This window comes from Nocardia jiangxiensis NBRC 101359 (genome assembly GCF_000308615.1).
Lineage (GTDB): Bacteria > Actinomycetota > Actinomycetes > Mycobacteriales > Mycobacteriaceae > Nocardia > Nocardia jiangxiensis.
Genome location: NZ_BAGB01000171.1, coordinates 36,629 through 59,166 on the forward strand (window position 1 = coordinate 36,629; position 22,538 = coordinate 59,166).

At 66.6% G+C, this 22,538-nt stretch carries 1 protein-coding gene (cut by a window edge); it reads right to left on the reverse strand.

All coding sequences use genetic code 11. The features are described 5' to 3' along the window. Positions 1 to 22,420: the 5' end (the start) of a LuxR C-terminal-related transcriptional regulator gene (locus tag ON40_RS43905; RefSeq protein WP_157186813.1), read on the reverse strand. The gene continues 25,784 nt to the left of window position 1, outside the view; only the first 22,420 of its 48,204 coding nucleotides appear in the window; it begins with the start codon at positions 22,418 to 22,420; the stop codon falls past the left edge of the window. Between the last annotated feature and the right edge of the window lie 118 nt (positions 22,421 to 22,538).

A 22,538-nucleotide genomic window follows, 5' to 3' on the forward strand; every position in this document is an offset into this window, starting at 1 on the left:
CCCAGTCGTAATCCTCGTCGCCGACGAAAGCTCCCTCCAGGTCGAGAAGGGTGGTTCTGGTATCCGCCGCATCGTCGTTCTCGGCCACGTGGAAATTGCCCGGGTGCGGGTCACCGTGCACCCACACGAACTTCGCGACGGGCTTGGGCATGTTCCACGACTTCCGCTCCAGCTCGGCGAACGGGTCGTCGGTGAAGCCCAGGGCCCGGAAGACGGGTTCGAAACCATCGCGATAGGCCTGACGAAGGTGCTCCCGCTTTCGGTTGATCAAGTACCGGAGCAGCGCGCCGGTATCGCCGTCGGGAACCCCCGGGGGGATGAACCGTCGCCGGAATTCGCTGTCCGGCAAGTCGCCTGTGGTCCGGTGGAATCGTTTCAAGGCCGCGATGACGGTGCCGCGGTGCCGTTCGATGCCACCCGGGATGGCGGTCAGCGGAGGATCGGACACCCGTCGCATGATCAGGATCGGCCGCTCGGGACCGACGACCCGCCCATCGGGCAACTCGACGCCGTGGACGGAGGCCAGCAACTCGGTGATCTGCCCGATGTGGTTCTGCCCGAGGTAGGTGAGAATCTCGGTCTGCGTCCCGAGGCTCAGGTCGAGGTCGTCCGTTGTCGGACCGGGGATGAGAACGATGAACGGCGACTCCTCGGCGCCCACGACCAGGGCCCGGCTGGACTGGCCCGCACCGGCGACGGAGGATTCGGCCAGGGCCCGGTGCACCAGCGCCTCGGCGATCTCGTCCGACATGACGACTCCGGTTTCCTCACCGGGCGCGCGGAAGTTGCGCGCGTACAGGGCCGAAGCCACCGTCTCGGGTGTGCCGACGACCTGTTCGAGAAGGTGAACGGTGCCCACTCGGTAGATGTGGAGCTCTTGCAGGGCTTCGACGCCCCGCCGGGCCGTACCGGGTCGGGCGGCCGCGGGGGTGCGAGCGAGATCCGCCAGCACCCGTTCCGCGGCGGAGGCGTGCCGGCCATGGTTCCGGGCAACCGCGGCGAAGGCGTGTGGCAACGCCGTCTCCGGAACGAGATTGCCCGCGTCATCCAGCGCGGCGGGCAGCAACTGGCTGCGCAGCCAGGCGCGGAAGTCGTCCTCGGGAAAATCGTCGGCCTCGCGCAGATGCGCGACCGATTCTCGGAAGTATTGCCGCAGAACGGGTTCCGCCTGCGCGAGCGCTCGTCCCTCATGCGCCGCGACCAGCGCATTGCCCAGCGCGTACAGGGTGACGTAGTACTCGAACCGGTGCAGCGCCCATGCGGGGATCTCGCCGGAGACGACACCGTGCTGTGCCATCGTCTGCGCTGATTGCGGGTCCGTCGCGTAGGTTCCGTTGAGCAGCACCGTCGTCGCGTGCCGGGCCGCGATCGTCTGGCCGAGCATGTTCGGCGCCAGGTTGTCGTGGCTGACTGTCTTGGGCAGGGCCGTTCTGCTCACCGATGCGGCGTCGTGGATGGCGCGGGCGTACTCGCGCACGATCTCCTCGCTGGGCACCTCCTCGAGGCTGGGGAAGCCCACGCCGTAATGCGTCGACAGCATCGCCGCGATCTGTAGCGGCCCGGCCGCTGCCCAGGGGTCCCCGACGAGCCGATGCAGCCGATCGACGATCGCCCGCTCCTGCGGCCCGCTGTGGTCCGGGTCGCCGATCACCTGGGCGAATGCGCGTCGCAGCGCCTTGGCGCCCGGGGTGGGAGTTTCGCCGTCGGGGAGCAGCCGAACAGCGCCCAGGCTCACCTCGTCGAGCCGGTCGGCCACCGCGCCGAGGACCAGCAGGCGTGCGAGCTGCCGGGTATCGGCGGTCCGGGATTGTCTGGGCCCGAAGGATTTTCCGATGTGATTGCGCAGCCAGGTCTCGTTCGAGAGGGCCCGCGCATCGATGACGATCCGCTCGATTCGATTCTCGGCGTGATTCCATTCCACCCGGAAGGGCTCGTGGGTCGGAGTCTGCGAGATTTCGATGCGGTGGATCGGCGCCGTCGCCGCATGGGCGGCCAGCTGCTCGACGGCGTCGGCGATGCCGTGCGCGACCGCGGCGCCGAGCTGCGAGTCGCGGAATCCGTCGACATGCGTGACGCGCGCGGATATCCGGAGTGCCGCCGCTTCGAGAACAGCGGTGTGCGACAGGGCCGGGACGAGGACATCGTCCTGTTCGATCGGCTCGTGTGCCGTCGTGCCGCCGGGGCTGTCTGCTCGGCGGGACGGCTGCTGCCGATCCCGACCCGGGGATCCGTCGTCGGGGTTCTGGTCGCCGTGTTTCGGGGTGCGGCCGATTCCGTATTCCGGGAGCGCGTCGGGATCGCTCGGGTGCTCGGCGAGGGGTTGTTCGGGTACGAGTCTGCCACCGCTGTTCTGGAACACGATCGCGGACCGTTTGGCGACGCCGGTCTCGGCCTCGTCGAATATGTATGGGCACCAGCCATTTTCGCTGGAATCCCAGACCTGGACGATGCCGTCGCGGACAGCGAGGAGGTAGGCGTGTGCACCGATTCCGTCGGCGTCGGCGGTGGCGTAGTGGTCGACGACGACCGCCATGGCCGCGTCGTCGCGGGAGTCCAGCAGTCGGCGGGCGAGCTCGTCGCGGGAGTCGACGCGGCGCAGGCGACCGCCGGCGTGCTGCTCGAGTTCGACACCCGTGCGGCCGGACGTCGGCGTCGTGTCGGTGAACTTCTCGGCGGACTCGACCCCGAACTCGTCGACCAGAACCGCTACCGAGTCGTCGGCACAGGTATTGCTGCGGTTCGGGTGCCGTGCGGGTGCGACGAACAGGTTGGGCATCGGCCGGGCCCGGCCGGTCACCGCGCGGCGCTCGGTGGAGGCGTCGGGGGCGGAGTCCGCATGAGGCCGGACATCGCGGGTGCCGGGGTGCGCGCCCGGCCGGTCGCCGTCGGCGGAAGGCGACCCGATGGGTGAGTTCGGTTGCGGCGCAGTGCTGTCGGCCCCGAGTACCGAGCGCGTGCCGTCGCCGGGGAATGTGGCACGGCCGCCCGGGCGGTCCGTGGGTGGGGCGTCGGGGCTCGGCGGCAGGGCCGGGATGTTGTGCAGTGTCGGGGCGTCCGGGTCGGTGAGCGGTTCGGCGAATACGACGTCGACACGGGTGTACTCCCCGGGAGCCTCACCTTCCGGGGTTGTGACCGTCACACGGTCGTAGCCGTACTCTTCGGCCAGCCGGCCGGTGAAGGTGCGCAGCGCCGCGTCCTGGGGCGTCAGATGGTTCTGGATTCCGGCATTGAGGCTGTCGAGATTGTCGGCGAACCCGGCGTCCGCACTCCAGGGCTCATGAATGGCGGTGGCGTGGCGGCCGACCGCGGACATCATGTCGCGGAACATCTCCCGACCGGAGGGAGTCTCGGCGCCGACCGCGATCTGGTACCTGAGTACGCCGAAAGAGTCGACGTAGGCATGGATACCCCTACTCGAGTCCGGGCCGTAGGCCTTCGAGTAGATGGGGCAACCGAGGGCGGCCGCCGCCGCCAACGTCGCACGGAAATCATTTCCCGGGGCAGGACCGTCTTCGAATCCGTATCGGTCACTCCAGGTTTCACCGGCAAGCCGCCTGGCCCATCCGGGTGCTCCGGGAGCCGCGGACACCTCCGACGGATACACCTTCGCCAGCGCCGACCACTGCTCGTTCCGCAACGCGCTGCCGGATATGTTGCCGAGCAACCCGCGCGCTCTCAGTCGTTCGGACTGCAACGCGGCCGCGGCACGGTCACGAGCGCTGGCGAACCGGCCGGGATCGAGTTCTGCGCGCGGCTGCCGAACCGATCCCGCCGTACCGGCAGTCTCGTCGGCTTCGTGATCGAGCGTCGGCCAGAAAAGGGTGGGGCCGAGTGGCGCGAGCAACTGCTGCACGGCCTCCTCGGCGAGCTGCCACTCCGACTCGTCGGCCGGTGCGACGATCAGGACCCGCACCGGCTCGTGGTCCGCGGCCGGATCCGGCTCGTACGGATGCAGGAGCCCATCCTCGGAATCCGCGTCCGGCACCACGACGACATTGCGTCCGTCCCAGACGAGCTGTCGCGTTCGGCCGGTCGGATCCACCACGACCGCGCCCAGGCCGGGCCGGGCGCTGGCCCGCAAGATGCGGGCGACCTCACCGACCGACTCGTACCGCTCGAGGCGGGTGGCATTGCGCGCCAGCGCAGCTTGCGCCTCCGCCGACCACCCGGCGCCGTCGAGCGCCGGAGTGGGGGGTTCGGCGGTATCCGGCACCGAGGGAGCGTTCGGCGTTCCGGCGGCGGGTTTCCTGCCCTTCCAAGGCTTCGGCATCGTGTTCTCGGGCCGGGGTTCGTCCCAGAGCTGCGGGCCGGATTCGTCGTTGCCGTCCTTGTGATGGAACCACAGGTCCTGGCTCCTCAGACCCGTCGGACGGTTCTGCTGTGGGGCGCGGTAGGGGTGCCACGGCGACGTTCCGAGCCGCGGGTCGTTCGACCTCGACGGTGCGGGTGTGCCCGGCTGCGCGGGAGCGGTGGCGGGCTCGTCGCGATCGACCTCGGTGGTCGCCGGTTGTGCGGAATTCGACGCTCTCGCAGGACCTTCCAGCACGACTGCGGTGATGTTGTCCGTTCCCTGGTTCCTTCCCCGCGCAACGGTGATGGCGTTCTGAATCACCGCGTGCGCCGCCCCGAGCCGGTTGCCGCGCGATTGTTTCAGGGGCTGTCTGACGGTGTCGGCGAGCATTTCGTCGGAGACGTTCTTCAAGGCGCCGTCGCTGACGAGGACCACGACGCCCTTGCCGGTCGGCGTGTAGGGCTCGGGGGCCGGTTCCTGCCATGGTTCGGCCCACACCCCGTCGGGGCCCAGACCGCGAGTGATGGTCGAGGCGAACGGCATCGACTCGGCCTCCTCGTCGGTGAGGTGCTCGCCCCTGCGCTCGGCGTCCTCGATGTATTTCTGGGCGTACGAGTCGTCCACGGTCAGCCGTACCGGCGGTGCGTCATCGAGCGGGATCCAGTACGCGCGGGCATCGCCTCTCGATTCCGCGACGAGCTGTGTGGGCGTCACCAGCGTCACGACGATCGTGCATGCGGGCGGGATTTCGCAGCCTTCGAATTCTGTCCGGATCAGTTCGAGAACCGCGGCTCGAGCTGCCTCGAGGGCATCCTTCACGACCTCTGCCGGATTCCACCGGCCGCCGTTCGCGGCGGCTGCCGCCGCCTGATGCAGGACAGCGCACGCCGCCTGCGATGCCACCTTCGCGGCGACATCGCTGCGCGCCAGATGAGATACGCCGTCACATACTGCGGCGAGGGTCACCGGCTCACCGTCGACGACGGCTTCCGCGATCGCGAACTCGTCCTCGTTCGTGGAGTGTCCCACGCCGACATCGGTCCAGCCGGCGGCGTGGGCGGATTCCTGCGGTCGATTCCTGGGCGGCTTCGGCAGCCTCATCCAGGGCGGTATCCGGCTCGGTTCCCGCTGGGCGTCGGGCCATTGCTGCGGCTGAACATGTTGTGCGGGTTGGCCGTTGGTGGGCTCGGGCGCCGAAGGTGCTGTGGGCCAGACGGACTCCGGGGGTGGTGCGTTCGGTGTGGCCGGAGCCTCGAGTGTGGCCGACACCTCGGGTGCGGTCGGCGTCTGTGTCCATGGCAGGAGTCGGGGGTCGGGCACATCGCGTGTGGCGGGGGTCGGCGTTCCGGGCGTCGACGCGTCGTCGGCGTTCGGTGCGTTCGGTGCGTTCGGCGTTGACTGCGCCCACAGCAGACGGGGGTCGGTGACCTTGCGCGTTTCGGCGGTCGCTGTGCCCGGCGCGGGTGTGTCCTCGACGTTCGGCGCTGCGGGTTCGTCGTCGGATCGGGAGTGTCGAGGCTGGTCACCCGGGCGTCCTCGGATCGCGCCGTCGCGTGGGGGGGCCTGATCGGGGTCGGGCGGGTGGAGGGCGGAGAGGTCGCCGTCGTCGGATTTCAGGAGGGCGACGTAGGCCGCTGTGATTCTGTCGCGAGGGTACGACTGTGTCCATGCGGCATGGGTGCGGACGCGCGGGATGCGGTCGGGGTCGTTGGGGTTCTGGTGCGGGTCGGCGGGGTCGGTGATGTTGGTGTCGAAGATGACGACGGTGCCGCCCTTGCGGCCGTCGGCGTTGGTCACGAGGTAGGCGTGCATCTCGGTGCCGTCGTCGAGGAGGATGACGGCGGTGTCGGCGCCGCCTTTCATGTTCTTCACGTCGGCGATGACGTGGGCGAGCGGGTCCTTGGCGTTGGGACCGAGATGAGTTGTGACGAGCTGGGTGGTGATGGCCTGCTCGGTGGTGGCGGAGCCGGGCGTGAGGGCGGCCTGGAGATGGCGCGGATTATTCTGTCCCGGTTCGGGTTTGGCGGCGTTCGCGAGCCCGAGCGCGGCAGCCGCTTCGGAGACCTGGCCGATGCACTCCAGCAGCCTCTTCTCGGTGAGCAGGTCGTGACGTTGAGCCGCCAGTGCCAGACCCATCTTGCCCTCGACGCCGAATTTCGCGTACAGCCGCGTCAGGAGGGGTTTTACCCACCGCTGCCCGACCACGGCTCCGATGGCCTGGTTGGTGTGGCCGTCGGCCACCATGCGCAGGACACGTCGCTCCAGTGGTGAGAGCTGGACCTGGTTCGCGGTGTCGCCGTCATCGTCCAGTTCCCCCGCGCGCACTGCCGCAAGCACCGTGGGGATCAGTCCGCCGGTGTGGAGCTTCACTTCCGCCTGAGCGATATAGCCGCGCACCGAACTCACCGGCACGCCGAGCCTGTCGGCGATGCCGTTGGGCGACCGGCCCGAGGCGATCAGGCCCAGTACTTCTCGTTCCCTGCCACTCAGTTTCTTGATGGGCCGGTTCGCGAGGTGAGTGCGGAACTCCCGCAACGTATTCGGTGGCAGGGCCGATGTGCCGCCGGGGGCCTGGTCGGGCAGGCCTTCCGTCAGCACGTGCAGTGTTCGGATCTGTGTGGGAGACAGCTGGATTCGCCCCTTCGGCGGATGCGCTGTCGTTGCCGCGCGAACACCGTCCGTGGTCGCGATCCTGGAATTCAGCTGGGCGAGTAGCTGATTGACCTGATTCGGCGGCATGCCCAGGACGGCCCCCAGGGATGCCTCCGACACACCGTCCGCGACGAGACGGACGACATGTACCTCGCCTTCCGACAGCTCGACATGGCCCGCCCGGCCGAGCACTCGCTGAAGCATCGCCTGAACAACAACGCGAACGCGGCTGCGCGCGCCGAGTTTTCGGCCCGCTTCCTGCAAGTATTCGTCGACGGTGTCCTCTGCGATGCCCAGCCGCTTCCCGATGGCTTTGTTCGAGAGTCCTTGTGCTGCTTGTTCGAGCACCTCGTATTCGCGGGGGGACAGGGTCCCGTGAGCGGCCGAGTTCGTCAGGGGTTGCGTGAGGTCGGGTGCGCCGATGTCCAGCAGCCCCTGGTTCAGCGCCGCCACCACTGTGGCGAGCAGTCCCTTGGCGCCGAGCTTTTTCCCAGCGCGAGCCAGGTGGGTACGCATGACGTATCGGCTGACCCCCATCCTGGCCGCGATGCGGTCGAATGTCAGGCCGCGCACCGCGAGATCGAGCACCTCGCGCTCGGGGGGTGAAAGCGCCACGGTCGGTGTGGGGTACACAGCTGGGCGGGTATCGATCTGCTCGCCATCTCGAGCCGATTGCGTTGCGGGATCGGCTGGTTCGGCCGCCGCCGTCGACTCCGCGCCCGGGATGTGTGGCCCGGCGGAAGCGGGCCGACCGGCAATCGTGTGTCGCGGGGGGGATTGATTCTCGCGGTCAGGGTCTCGCAGGTCGCGGGCGTTGAGGGTGCCGTCGTTGTCGTCCATGTAGGCGACGAACGCTCTCGTTATCTGTCGGCGGCCGTAGCTGGGTGTCCAATGATCCTTGTGGTACAGGCGCATTCGGGGCGTGCTGCCCCGGGTGGGTGTGTCGATGGCGGTGTCGTGGACGAAGAGGGTCCCGGCGATATTGGTGAGGATGTAGCCGTGGGCGGTTCCGCCGTTGTCGTCGTCGACCACGACGACGGCGGTCGCTCCCTCCTTGCCCGGGCCGCGCAGATTCGCGGCGACTTCGGCGAGAGGGTCTTCCGGGTCGTCGGGATATTCGGGGTCACGTGTCGCGGGGCGCGGGGTGATGCCGATGAGATCGGCGGCGATACTGTCCTGGAGGATTTTCCAGTTGTCGTCGGCGGTCCAGGCCGGGTTGTCGTCATCGGGGGTGAGTGCGGCCGCGTCGTCGCTGCCGAGTGCCCAGAGCACGCGGACGAGTCGGCGGGCGCAAATTTCGCCGCGCGGGTCGGCGGTCGGCTTGCGGGCATAGGTGACCGGCGCCAGCCTCGCCAGCTCCTGCCGCGGGGCTTTTCCGTACTTGCGGCGGACATTGTTGAGGTGCTGATGCACGGTGCGCGGCGATATGTCGAGAGCCTCGGCGATGCCCTTGTCGGTCAGGCCCGCCCGCACGAGCGCCAACACCTCGATCTCGCGTGCGGTCAGTTTGCTCGGTTTTCCGTAGGGCCGTCCGGCCGAGGTGGATCCCTCGACGACGACCGGATCCGTATGTTCGGCAGTCGAAACAGATTGCGAGGTAGTGGAATTGGCAGGGCTTTCAGTATTCTGCGGGAGACCCTGCACCTCTGCTGCCGGCGCATCGCTACCCGGCCCGGGCGCATCGAGGTTCCGTGGCTGTTCAGCCTGCTCGGATGAATCCGATGGTTCGAGAACGCCATGGTGCTGGGCTGCCAGTGCCAGGAGCACCCTGTCCTCGAGGCCGAACGCACGAGTTGGACCGCCAATGCCGAATGTGCGGTACAGCGCGGTGAGGAGGAGTTGTACCTGATCATGCCCCACCACGGCGGCCATTTCCGAGTTGGTTCGACCATCGGCGACCATCTGGGCAACCCGGGCCTCGTCGGGCGACAGCTCGATGCGACCGAGTGACTCGATGTCGACCTCGATCTCCCCGGCGCGCACCGCCGCCAGGATCGTGGGGGTCAGTCTGCTGGTCCCGAGCTTTTCCCCGGCGCGATGCGCGAAACTGTGAACCGAGCGGGGCGACAGACCCAGCTCCGCACCGACCGCCGTCGCCGACATGCCGCGAGCAAGTAGCGTGAGCGCCTCGCGCTCACGAGCGCTCAGTGCCGGGACGCGCGGGTTCTCGGCGGTCCGCCAGTGGTCTCGGCGAGTGATCGTGGCGCCAATCCCGGGGCGGAGAACCACGTACCCCTCTATTGCCAATCGCCGGTATGCCGCGCGGATCGCGCGCACTGACCGCAGCCCGAATGGCTCCACGAGGTCGTCCGCTTGGGGGAGTTTCCCGCCCTCGGACAGTCGATAGGAACGTATCGCCTGGCGGATACGGGATGCCAGCGTGTCTGTCCAACCATCGCGGGCGGCCTCCTGCGCCAGTTCTTCCATCGGCGACTGTTCCGTGATTGCCGCCAGTAACGTGCTCGAACCGATGGGCGTACCGGCCTCCGAAACCGGCGAGCGCAGCCATCGTTCCTTTTTCGTTACCCGGGTACCCGGCCGCGAGATCGTCACGTATCCCTCTGCGGCGAGCTGCCGGTAGGCCTTCGCAGCGGCTGTCTTCGACGACAACCCCAAACGCTTGGCCAATGTGTCGGCCGCGGGCAATGCCGTGTCGGGTCCGAGTTGGCCGGAAAGGATCGCCCGCCGGATTTCGGTGCTGATCGCTTTGCGCCATCCGGCGCGCGCGGCATCTGCCGCTATGGCGCGCGTCGAAATCCCTCCGACGAGAACTTCCGAGTTCTGAATCTCGGCGGTCGCCCCAGCGGTTTCCCGCCCTTCTACGGCCTTTCGGTCGGATTGTTCGTCAAGTATTTTCGCCAGCGCCCGCACTGCACGTCCGTGCAACTGCTCCATCGCGGGTCTATTGCGGTTTCCGCGAATTTCTTCCGCGATCTCGGTCAAGGTGAGGCCGTGCTCGTGCCGAAGTACGAGACACCGCTCCCATTCGGTGTTGCCGAGTTGTCGGATCGTGTGGTGCAGTGCCTCCAACTCGGTGCTGTCACCACGTGCGGCGGCCGCAAGCGCTGCCGTGAACGCCGCATTCACCGTCGGCAACGCATCCGGTGCGGATGTTTGCGAGGACTCTCGACTGTTCGGCTTTCGGGCCAGCAGATTATCGCTGAATTCCTCGACATCGGCAGCTGGAACTCCGGCGAGTGCATGAGCGGCGTAATATTCGAGGGCGGACAGGGCCGCGACGCCGGTTCTCATTACCTGCGCTGTCTGTTCCGCCGACAACCCGTGAATATATCGGCGTTGGACGAATTCATGCTGGGTCCGGTTCCTGTTCTCGAGATTTTCGAGACGTCGGCTCAGCTCCGACGGACCGGCCTGGGCGAGTTCGCGTCCATACCGGCCGGTGCGCACGGAATCCGGTAGTGCGGACAGAATTATCGGCTTCAGTCGGGCCCACCGGAGATGATCGAGAATTATTTCGCGATAGATTACCGCGAGAGCCTGTCCGGGGTTCTTTTCGGACGAGGTGAGCGTGCGTTCGGCAACAGCAAGTGTTTCCTCGACGATTTTTTGCGCCAGCCGCCGCTGCTGCGCCTCGTCGAGTTCGAAGTCGCCGCGCCCGACCTGGATCACGATGGTGGACAATGCTCTGGTGAAGATTTGACGCGCGAGCTCGCCTCGCTGTTCCGGCGATCCGGGTGGTCCTTGGATTTCGATGTTGTCGCGCGGCGTTGTTGCGTTGGGGTCGTGAGGTTCGAGGTTGGTGAGGTCGTATTTGTTGCCGGTGGTGTCGCCTTTGTTTTCGTTGGTGAGATAGGCGACGAAGGCTCGTTCGATGTCTCGGGGGTAGGACTGTGCCCAGTCTTCGTGGCTGCGGACGCGGGGGGCGCGGTCGGGGTCGTCGGGATTCGGGTCGGTGTTGTTGGGGTCGGTGATGTTGGTGTCGAAGATCAGGATGTGGCCGCCGGGTTTTCCGTCGACGTTGGTGACGGTGTAGGAGTGCATATTGCGGTGGTTGCCGTCGGCATCGGCGCCGTAGTCGAGGAGGATGACGGCGGTGTCGATGCCGTTGTCCATGTTTCGGACGGAGGTGATGACATGGGCGAGGGGGTCCGCGACGCCGTGGTCGATGGGTGTTTCGACAAGTTGGGTAGCGATGGCGGCTTGGAGGTGTTGCCATTTATTTTGTCCGGGTTGGGGTTTGATCCCGGTGTCGAGGCCGAGTGCCCAGATTGTCTGGGCTGTCTGGTCGATACATGCCAGCAATCTTTTTTCGGTGAGCAGGCCGTGGTGCTGGGCTGCTAATGCCAGGCCCATTGTGCTGTCGACGCCGAATTTCGTGTACAGCCGGGTCAAGAGCGGCCGTACCCACTGTTGTCCGACAACGGTGCCGATGCTCTGGTTGGTGTGGCCGGTGGCGACCATGCGCAAGACACGCCGCTCGAGCGGTGACAGTGTGACCTGGCCGGCGGGCTCGGTGTTGTCATCGAGTTCCCCGGCGCGTACTGCGGCGAGCACCGTGGGGATCAACCCGCTGGTGTGGAGCTTGACCTCTGCGCGACCGATACGGTAACTCACCGTATCGGGTTCTATGCCCAGATCCTCGGCGACTTCGCTGGGTGACCGGCCCTGGGCGATCAGGCCGAGCACTGTGCGCTCCGAGCCGGTCAGTGCCCTGGGGGGTCGGTTCGAGAGTTGGGTGCGGAACTCCTGCAAGGTGTTCCGCGGCAAGGTCGGTACATCGCCGGGGGCCGGGCCGGGCAGGCTTTCCGCCAGCGTGTGGAGTGTTTTTACTTGAGCGGGAGACAGCCGGGTTCGGCCTGTCGGCGCGTGTACCGTCGTTGTCGTGCGAACGCCGTCCGCGGTCGCGATCCTGGAATTGAGCTGAGCGAGTAGACGGTTCACCTGATACGGCCGCATTCTCAGCATGTCCCCCAGGGAGGACTCCGACAGGCCGCTTGCGATGAGGCGGACGATAGTGATCTCGCCTTCCGACAGCTCGACGTAGCCGGCTCGGCCGAGTACTCGCTGGAGCATCGCTTGCATCACGATCGGAACGAGGCTGTGCGCCCGGGATCTGCGTGCGCGTGCACCGAGTTTGCGGCCCGTTTCCTGCAGGTGTTTCTCGACGGTGCGCTCCGCGATGCCCAGTCGGTTTCCGATGGCTTTGTTCGACAGTCCTTGTGCTGCCTGTTCCAGTACTTCGTGTTCGCGGGGGGACAGGGTGCCGTGGGCGGCGGAGTTCGTCGGGGGTTGGGTGAGGTCGGGCGCACCGATGTCGAGCAGGCCCTGGTTGAGGGCCGCCACCACCGTCGAGAGCAGTCCCTTGGTACCGAGCTTTCTGCCTGCGCGAGCCAGGTGGTTTCGCACGGTGTTTCGGCTGACCGACATCGCGGCGGCAATGTCGTCGATGGTCAGGTTTTCTGCCGTAAGATTCAGTACTTCGAGTTCGGGGGGTGACAGTTCGACTGTGGGCGTAGGGTATACGGGCTGGTGAGCACCGGTCTGGCTGGAAGAGTTCCGCGCCTGCTGCTCGTGTGCCGCCGTCGGCCGGTCGGCGGCACGGTCGACCTCGTGAGTGGTGGTCGGGTCCTCCGCGGAGGCGGGCGCACTCGTCCGCGCATCCTCGAGCGATCGGAAGGCGACACGGATCTTGGGGATTGCGTCGTAGGCGATGCGCTCGGCCTGTTCGGGTGTTATTGCCAGACGCCTCGCCACCCGCGTTATGGGGAGTTTCTCGAGGAAATGCAGCAGCACAACTTGTTCCGCGACTTCGGGCTCGGGTAGATCCGAAAGCGCCTGTCGCAGAACGGCCGAATACTGCTTCGAAATAGGCTGGCTCGAGGCCAGGCGCTGGTCTATTATCGCGCGCGCTCTGGCGATCTGCGTGAGATCGAGATTCAACGCTTGTGCGATCTCGGTATCGGGGACGGTGTCGGTTTCGCCGATACGCCGGATGTATGTATCGACTCGTATGACGAGTTTGCGTGTGGTCTGGTCCATGTCGCGGAATCGCCGCTCAAAATAGTAATTGAGACAGGCGTAGCGGGCCGCCGCCGACGCCGGGGTGGTGAAGTCATCGACGGGAACGAAGTTCACGATAGCTTTGCGGATCTCGTCGGCAGCCAGATCCAACAGTAATTCGTGATCCCCGGTCGATTCGACCCAGCCCGCGGCTTCCCTGCGTGCGATCCGCGCATATTTGCTGTAGATCTCCTCCCGGAGCTCGATTTCTTCGTGAGATCCTGGACGGGACGCGATCAGCTTCCAGAACAGGCTCTGGATTTCAGGGTCCAGCACGGCCGAACCCGGGCGTGCATAGAATTTCTTCAGTGCTCTGACGAGTACCTCGCCGGGGAGTCCGAGACTGTCCCGCAGCGTCCGCAGGACGACGACTCGTGGTTTGGTGAGTCCTCGCTCCATTCGGGAAATTGTCGACGCTGCAGCTCCGGACTGTTCGGCAAATTTCACCAGGTACATCTTGTGATAACGCCGCAGGTCCCTCAGCCATTGATCTATCGAGTCGTAGGCCGGGGCGTCGGGGTCGGGCAGTGTCTGCGGAGGCGGCTGGTCTGGAGGGAATAATTCGCGCAGCCTTTCCTGCTGCCGATCCCGCGCCGGCGAATCTTCTCGAGCGTCCACGACAGCCAGGGTTATCGCAATCACTTCGGTTCGCGTTCCGGCATCGAACAGGCCACGTATATCCCTGAAATATTCTCCGATGGCCGCTGTGGTTCTACCGACCATCTCCCCGATTTCTCGGTCACTCATGCCTTGCGCCGCAAGTTCGAGTAGGGCGATATCTTTCGGATCGAGAAGGTCTGCTGCTGCGGGGTCGTGTTCAGGGGCATCGATGATCCCCGCGCGAATCGAGAATGCCACGATCGGGTTTCGATTGCTTTCTGTTCCGAGAATTCTCGCGATCCGGACCAGATCTCTTTCAACCGTCCTGGCAGGCTGATGTCTGCGTTGCTCTATCCGTATATCGGTCCAACCCGTCGCAATAAGCTGCAGTAGTTCGATATCGGCTGCGTCGAGATGCTCGATTGCGTCGGGCCGAGCGGAGTCGACTATTCCTTCCCATATCGCGGCTTCCAGCAGCTCATTGCGGAAATCTATGCCGAGCTTGTTCGCGATCTGCAGCCAGTGTGCGGTGACATCCTGCACCGATATTCCCAGGTGCTCCGCGGTCTCGGTGTCGGTGTTTCCCGCCACGGCCAGCCGGAACAGCTCTTTCTCGCGTTCGGTCAGCGCACCGTACAGTTCCTTCTCGCCAGGAGTGTCAAGGTTCGGGGAACCCGAAAACCAGTGCTGCACCGCCTCCAGTGCCGATTCGCGGAGATCCAGATCGAATTGTTGGGCGATGGCCACGAAATATCCGGATACGACGCTCGTGGATATTCCCCACCGCACGGCGATCTCTTCGTTGGACATGCCTCGCGCGGCTAGGCGGACCAATTCGACCTGCAGGCCGTTCAGTTCGGCCGATCCGGTGGGGGCTGTGGAGTGCCTGCTCCGTTCGGCGGCGATCTCGAATACGAACGCTCGGATGGCGGCCCACAATGGGCGGTCCCGCGTCGCGAGATTGCCGCTGGGCACCGGTCGCGCCTTACCGCCACGCTGGTCGGGCATGAATCGGTTGAGCTGCGCTCGCTGCCTGTCACCGAGCGCGCCCAGCGCGCGTTGCAGTTCCGATGTCGTCGCCTCGGCCAGCAGCGGTCGGAGTTCGTCGGCGCCTTCGGCATCGATGAAGGCATGCTCGACGAGTTGCCGGAACCGCGCGAACCTGGCGTGCTTGGGAATGAGGTTGCGCGCGATGAAGACAACCCATTTCTCGACGTCCCGGTCAGGTATCTGAGCCAGGCGATCGACGCTGGCCCGCAACGCCTCGTCCGTGATCTCCTGTGCCACTCGGGGTTCGCTGAAGGCGGTCGAGAGCCACTGGAATATCTTGTCGCCGAACTGGCGTCGGAGCACGGCGATCGCTTCATCCCTGCGCCCCTGTGCGACGTACCGTTCGAGCAACGGCCGCAATGCTGTTGTGGGCACACTGCCTCGCCCGACAACGGTGTGCGAGCCGATGGGGTTGTCGGGGTTGATCGCCGTGACGAGGGCGGGGTCGAACTGGCCGACCGGTGTGGCGACGCCGGGCTCCTCGAACGCCTCGTCCAGTCCCGTAGCGGGTGCGCTCGAGACGACAGCCGGTTGTGCCGGTGTCGGAGAAGGCGCCGCGGCGACGTCGGTCCGGGCGCTCGGCCCGGTGGAGTCCTCGCCACGGGACCGTCGATGTGCCGCCGTCGCGAGACGTTCGATCGCGGCGGTCTGGTCGTCGTCGAGGTCCTCGCCGCGGTGCAATCCTGCGATCGAGGCCGAGACGAGTTGGCGGTCGGCAGTGCCCAGGTGATTGAGATTGTCGAGCAGAGTGTTCTGAGCAACGGTGAACATCCAGTCGCCGATGTCCTGCCCCGCGGGGACCGGCCAACGGTTGTCTCGGGCGAAAGCCAGGACGCCGAAATGGATCGCGTGCGCCAGCCGTGCTATCTGCGTGGGCGGCTCGCCGCGCGCCGGATCCCAGCCCAGCAGCGCCAGCACCCGCCGGACACCGGCGCGACTGTACCGGCGATCCAGCGACAGCGCGGCAGCCTCGTCGCCCGCCTGTGCCCGGGACAGTGTCGAGGTGTCGACCGGCCACTCGTCGAGCGCGGCGGGGCCCTGGGGCGTCGGCCTGCCACCGGGGTGGGCGGCGGTGACGACAGATCCTGGGCCCGAGGGGGATTCGGCTGTGGCGGTGCGGTCCCCGGTGCCGTCCCGGTTGGACCACTCGGGACCGTTGACGTCTACCAGACCCTCCCGGATCCCGGCCGCTACCAGGCATGCGGGTGCGGGGTTGCCGAGCCTGCCGGCGATGTCGTCGAGGTGGCTCTGCAGCTCGGCGGCCGGCATGGACAGGATTTCCGCGACGGCCTTCTTTGTCAGGCCTTTCGCGGTGAGGGTCAGCACGGTGGTGTGGTTTTCCGAAAGGCCCGCTGTCGCCCGATGTTTCGCCGCGGGGAAAGCGGTGATGTCGAGATCTCCACGGCGTGTTGCCTCGGCCACAGCTGCGGCCTGGTTGGGGACGTTCAGTTTTTCTGCGGCCTGCCTGGCGGTGAGTGTCACGGTCCGCCGCGGCAGGCCCAGGCGCTGCGCGATCACCGCCCGGGACAACCCCTGCGCCGTCAGCTCGAGGACGGCGAGTTCCTCGGCGGTGAGCTCGGCGGGTGTTGCGGGAATCCCGTGTTCCGCGGCGATCGATCGGGCGATGCGGCGCAGCGCGCCAGCGGCGAGGGTCCGCACACCCGTAGCGTGCCAACGCATTCCGGTGGTGTTGCGCGCGTTATGTATGTACGCCGTCTGTTCTTCCGACAGCCCTTGGCGGAATCGTTGCAGCAGGGCCTCTCGCTGGCTCGGATGGAGCCGATCGACCAGCCTTCCGAACAGGGCGAGGGGAGCCAGGGCGAGGGCCGCGACGACGGGATCGGATTCCGAGACCCCCTCGAGGGCCATGTAGGAGGCCACAACTCCCCGTTGCAGCGCGCGCAGGTCGCGGGCGAGGTTCGGGTCCATTGCCGGGGCCGGATTCTTCCGTGTCGAAGCGGAACTCTGCGCTGCTGGGGTCGAATGTGCCCGTGCGGCAACGGGTTCGAGTGGCTTCTGGGCATCGGCTGGTTGATCCGGGGCAGAGAATTCGATGGTGAGCGGTCCGGCAGCGGAGGCGAGTGGTGTGCCCACTGTCGGATACTCGGATTGCGCTGGTTCGGCGGGCGTGCTGTCGGTGCGGTGTTGTGCGTGTATTACCTGGGTGAGCGTGTCCAGTGCGGTGGTGTGTTCCGGGGTGAGCTCTCCGTCGGTCGGTTGTGCGCTCAGCGTGTCGGTGACCAATCGGCGGTCGGTGGCATTGAGCTGGCGGATGCCGTCGAGCAGTGTGTCGTCGGTTTTCTCGTGGAGCCAGTCGCCGGGGTCGGCGCCCTCGGGCACTGACCATCCGTCGAGGTGCGCGGCCCGCATTCCGGCGAAGGCGACGGCGTGTGCCAGCTGTTGAATCGGCTGTTGCGGGGTGCCGTGGCCGGGGACCCAGCCCAGCGTGGCGGTCACTTGTTCGAGGGTGGCGGGCCAATAGTCCCGCACCAGTGTCCGGACCGCCGCCGATTGGCCCCGCTGGGCTTGCGCCAGCGCCGGGGCGGTCCGGGTGGTGGGCGTGTGGGCCGGTTGCGGTAGCTGTCCGGTAGTGGCAGTGGGGGTGCCACTGGGTACTGTCTGCCCGGCCGGGATCAGGCCGGGTGCGACGCTCGGCGCGGCCATCCTGGCGGGATGGTCTGCGGCGCCGCGATCGGAGGTGGTGTTCGCCGGTGTCGCAGGCGGGTGCTGGGGTTGTTGTGCCGGGGTGGTGTGTCCGGCATCGGGTGGGGCATTGGCGTCGTGGGTGCCGGAACGGTTGCGGGAGGCGAGGAGGTCTTTTTCGACCGCGTCTTTCATGGCGGGAACTGCCTTGTTCAGCAGTGTCTGCTTGGCCTGCCGCAATACTTTCTCGGCGTCGTTGAGTGCGGTGCGGGTGTCGGGGGTGTTGTGCGTGTCGTGTGCTTCCTGAGCGGCTCGGTGTGCTTCGACGGCCCGCTGGTACTGGATGATCTGGGTGGTGACACCGGTGTCGGTGACGCGGCCGCGGAAGTCTTCGGGGCTGATGTAGTGGACCGCACTCCCGGGGGTGCCGCCGTTGTCGCGGTCGTCGCCGGTCCCGCTGCGTGCGGGTCGGCCGTCGACTTGGTCGTTGACTCGTTGTGAGTAGGCGGGCCCGCCGCTGGTTTTGCCGTCGACGCCGCCGAGCGCGACCGATTCTTTGGTGCATGGGGCGTCAGCCCCGCGGCCGAGGTCTTTGTTGCCTATCATGATGGTGCCGGGTGCGCCGAATTTTTTGATTTTCGCTTTGACGAGGGCTTCGGCGTTGGCGTTGCTGCCGCCGTGTTCGGCATAGAATTGCGCGTCGACCACTTCGTATTTCAGTTGGAAGTCGTTGCCGTATTCTTTTTTCCCGATTTTTTCGATCCAGTCGAGGAGTCCCATTCTCCCGGTTTCGGGATCACCGCGGATTTCTCCATTGTCCAGGCAGACCACCCATTGCGGTCGCCCGGTTTGTTCTCCGTCTTTGATTTTGGCGTCGGCGATGATGTCGCGGGCCAGGCGTTCGAGCTTTGCTTGCGTGTTCTCGAGGAGAACGGGTTCTTTCGTGTCCAGTTGCGATGTGTAGAATCTGGGCAGCTCCGGAACGGGACCGATACCGTAGGCGTCGTACAGCGCGCCTTCGACACCTTTGAGTGTTCCGGAGAGGCCGGAGGGGGAGAACAGCATCTCGCTGCCGATCAGTTGCTGGTCGGACATCCGCATCGAGTGTTGCTGGTCGGCGCGTACCGGGACGCCTTCTTTGATTTCGACGAACTGTCCGATGCCCTGCCACCGCACATCGGTCGATTTCTCCCGGTCCCACATGGGTTTGTCGTTGGTGTCGGAAGCGAGGACGCCGACTTTGCGTTCGATCACCGGTTTCGTGTCGCCGCTCGGTCCTCCATCGCGGTGGGGGATATCGCTGCTGTCGGGAGTGATTTCCTGCTCGGTCTTGATGTAATGGGTCCCTCTCTCCACGCCCCATCGGGCGACCGCAGCGTCGGCGAAGCGTTGCATTTCCTGGGTGGTGATGGGGTCACCAGCGACTTTGCTGAGTTTCGCGAAGGCTTCGGGGGTGAGTGTCGCGGCCCACATTCCGCGCGTGTTTTCCGGTTTGCCGAAATCTGCCGCTGTCAGCCCGTGTTCACGTTCGGCGGTGACCAGCCGGTTCCAGACCCCCTGTAGGACGGCGACTTCTTCCGGTGGGGCGTCCTCGGCGGCGCCCGGGGACAGCACACATTCAGAATTTCCATCGAATATGGTGTCGAATTCGTCGATGGTGTGTTTACCGGCTGGGAACGGCTCGTAGCGGCCGTCGAGACCGTATTTCCCGGCGGCGTCGTCGAGGCGGGTTTTGATGTCGTCGATCGAGGGTTTGGTGTTGAGCCAGTCCCGCAGCGCGGTCACCTCCGTGTGGGGGGCTCCGGCGGTTTCGAATGTGCCGATCATCTCGTCTGCGGCTTTCAGCGCGCGGAACAGGTAGTCCTCTTTCGTGCCCACGATGATCCGTTTACGGCCGGGCACCGCATCGGGCAGCGGGCCGTCCTGGTCCATCCGGTAGACGTCGATGCCGAGGTCGTAGCCGGTTCGGGAGACGAACGCGGCGATTTCGTCGGCCAGTTCACCAGCCAGCAGGTCGCTGCTGGTCCACGCGTGCGCGGTGCCGTGGTCGGCGGCGTCGGTGACCAGTTTCATGACCATCACCAGCGTCTTGCCCTCCCCGGTTTTCATGTCGACCGGGCCGTGGGCGAGTAGCAGAAAGGCCGCGACCTGCGTTTCACGTGCCACGCGATGCTGCTCGTCGCCGCGGCGGATCCATTCGGTCATCGCCGCGATCCGGTCCTGGGTGTTGCCGTGGATCATGGTCTCGATCAATGTCGCCGGTGTGGCGTCCTGCATCGAGTTGCCGTCTTCGCGTGTGCCGGCGGTGACGCGTTGTTCACCGATCGCGCGGGCGGCAGCCAGGGCGTCGTGCAGGCGTTGTTTGCTGACCGCGTCGAAGACGCCGTCGCGGTCGGTGAATTCTCCCGTCATGAACGCCGTCATCAGCGCATTACCGGCCGTGTCCGACGCAGCCACCAGTTCGGCGGCTACCTGAGCCAGAACGGTGTCGTGATCGGCGACGGCGGTCTCGTAGGTGGTGCGGCAGGCGGCCAGCTCCGCCCGTGCCCGGGTGGCGTCGGCGCGGGCGGTATGGGCGGCGGCAGCGTCGGCGAGGTCGTCGGCGGTGGGGTGTCCGAGCAGTTTGCGGACGCGGGCGGCGATGCTGGGGCGGGTGGCGTTCACCCGGTCCTCGGCCTCGCGGAGGTCGTGTTCGCGCTGCCGCACCTCAGCCCGCGCCACGCGTTCCCGCTCGGCTGCCTCAGCCACCCGAAGGCGCTGCTGCTCACGCAACGCCTCGCCCCGCTGCCGCTCTGCGGCAACACGCCGATGCAACTCGATCTTGTCTGCGGTTGGTCGTTCTCCCGCCTGGGTGCCGTCGGTGGTCACCTCGTTTTTCGGACCTTCAGGCAGCTGGCTGGGTGTTTTCGAGGTCTTCGTCATCTCGGATTCACCCGACGGGTTGGAATCCGCTGTCTCCGCGCGGGGTTCACCCGGCGCGGGTGTGTCGGCCGGGGGCTTGCCGGCGCGGGTGAAATCAACCGTCACAGTGTTTTTCGGGCCGGTCGACAGCCGATCGCGGGATTTCGAGGTTTTCGCCATGTCGCGCTCGCCCGACGGGTTGGAATGCGTTGCCGCCGATGCTTTGGGTTGCGTTGTCTCCGACGGAGTTTCCTCCGTAGTCGGCAGCTTGGCCGATGGTTTCGCCGCGGGCGCCTGCGCCGCCGCGTCGGCGGGTTTCGCGACTGCGGTATCGCCGCGCGCTGTGTCCGATGGCGTGCCCGGCTCCTTCGGCGGTTCGGTGGACTTGTCGGTCGCGGCGGTGGGCGCCGCATCGTCGGCGTCGGCAGCCGGTGGCGCATCGGCGTCATCGGTTGCCTTCGCCGTCGGGTCCGGTTGCTTCGATGTGCCTTCCACATCGATTTGTGCCGGATCCCGAACTGCGGCTTCGTCTTCGGCCGTTACGGGCGATTGCGGGGCATCGTCGGCGGCGCGGGGTCGTGCCGGGGCCGGTTCGAGGTCGGCCGATGCGTTCACCGAGCCGGAGTCGTCGGCGGCGGTCGCCGCGGGATCGGCGTCGGGTCGCGGTAGGGCGCGGTTGAAATCCTTGCCGGACAGCGTATTCGGCTCTGCTACCGGGCCGGTGGGTTTGTCCGCCTTGGTGATGTGGGGTGGTGCGGCCATGGAGTCGTCGCCGGGCAGCGCATTGAGATCCGTGGACACCTGGTTGGTTGGTTTGTGCGGCTTGGCGACGAACTCGGGTGACTCGTTCTCGGCGATGCGCTGGAGCAGGCGAGCGTGCAGTTTCCCGGCCGGCCGAGGGGTGGGTTCGCCCGACGACGGATTGCCCGGGTCTTCGCCTGGTTGGGCACCGGTTCGACCTTGCGGCTGACTGTGGTCCGGTACTTGTGCGGCGCCGGCCTGCTGGTCGCGTGCCGCCGTCGGCGCGGGAGTGGTGTCCGGTGCGAACGAGACCGTCTTCACGGGATTGACGTTGTCGGGCAGTGTCAAGCCCAGATTCGGCTGCCAATCGGTGGAGTTGTGCTCGGGCTCCTGGAGCAGTGCGGAGAGCAGGTCGTTGAGTTGTTGTTGGCGAGACCTCGGTGCGTCGCCGGCGGGGACGATGCCGTGCGCGTCCAGTGCGTTCCTGAGTGCCTGCATGCCACGTGCCGCGTCGCCCGGCGCGCCGGAGTCGACCGGCGCCCCGGAGGTGGCGACCGGTGCCGGTGCGCCGGCGCGCATGCCGGCCAAGCCATGGGCGGCGGCACCGAGAAATCCGCCGGTGACCGCGGGCAGGAGCCCTTCGGTGAAGGCCTTGACGGTGAATTTCTCACCCGACGCCGCGACCGACACTCCGGCCCCGGCGATCCCGCCGACGAACCCGCCGACCGTTCCGACGAACACCGTGCCACCGACCTGGAAGAACACTCGTCCGGCGGCGCTGGTGGCGTTTTCGGCGTGGGCGAGTGCGCTCGGGATGATCCAGCGGTCGCCGATCGCCTTGCCCGCGGCAGCGCCGACGCCGCCGCCGAAGCCGCCTGCGGCCGCCGTGATACCCACGGCCTTCCAGTCCACCGACTTGCGCTGATCGTCGAGGACCTGTTTGGCCTGCACCGCCAGGTTGATGCCGCCACCCTGGATCGCTCCGATGGCCGCCGCTTTACCGGCCAGGACCAGGGTCCCGCGTTCGGCTGCCGCCTTCGCACCTTGCCCGGCAAGGTATTCCAGCAGTTTGCGGGAAGCGATCTGCAGCGCCGTTCTGGTTTGCATCTCGGCGAGGTAGCCCTCGATCGCGCCGCCGGCGGCGAACATGATCACGGCGTGCGCCAGCGTCCACGCCAGGATCACCAGGAATCCGATGACCGTCCACTTCTGCACCTCGAAGCCGTTGGCGCCCTCGTACAGGTGCTCGGCCTGGATGTCATTGTGGTCGGCCTGCGCACGAAACTTCTTCGCCAGGTCGCGATACTGCTCCTCGAGCTTGTCGCCCGCCGCGCCGCGAATGATCTGGTGCCGGTTGTCGGCTCTGTGGTCGAAGTACTCCGCTCGTTCGCGGCACCACTCGGCGGCATCCGACAACCGGTCGGCGTCGCGACGCATCGCGTCTTCCCGGGCCTCGGGAAAATGCCCGGCCGCGATCGCTACCACAGGGGCAGGCAGCCACGGTGGCAATCGCAAAGTCATGTCGAATCCTGACCCGTCAACCCACGTCCGGCACGGAAACCTTCGCCTCCACATCGGCAATCGATCCGACTCCGCCAATTCTTGCCTGCGTCGAGTCGTTTCCCTTCAGTGGGAATGT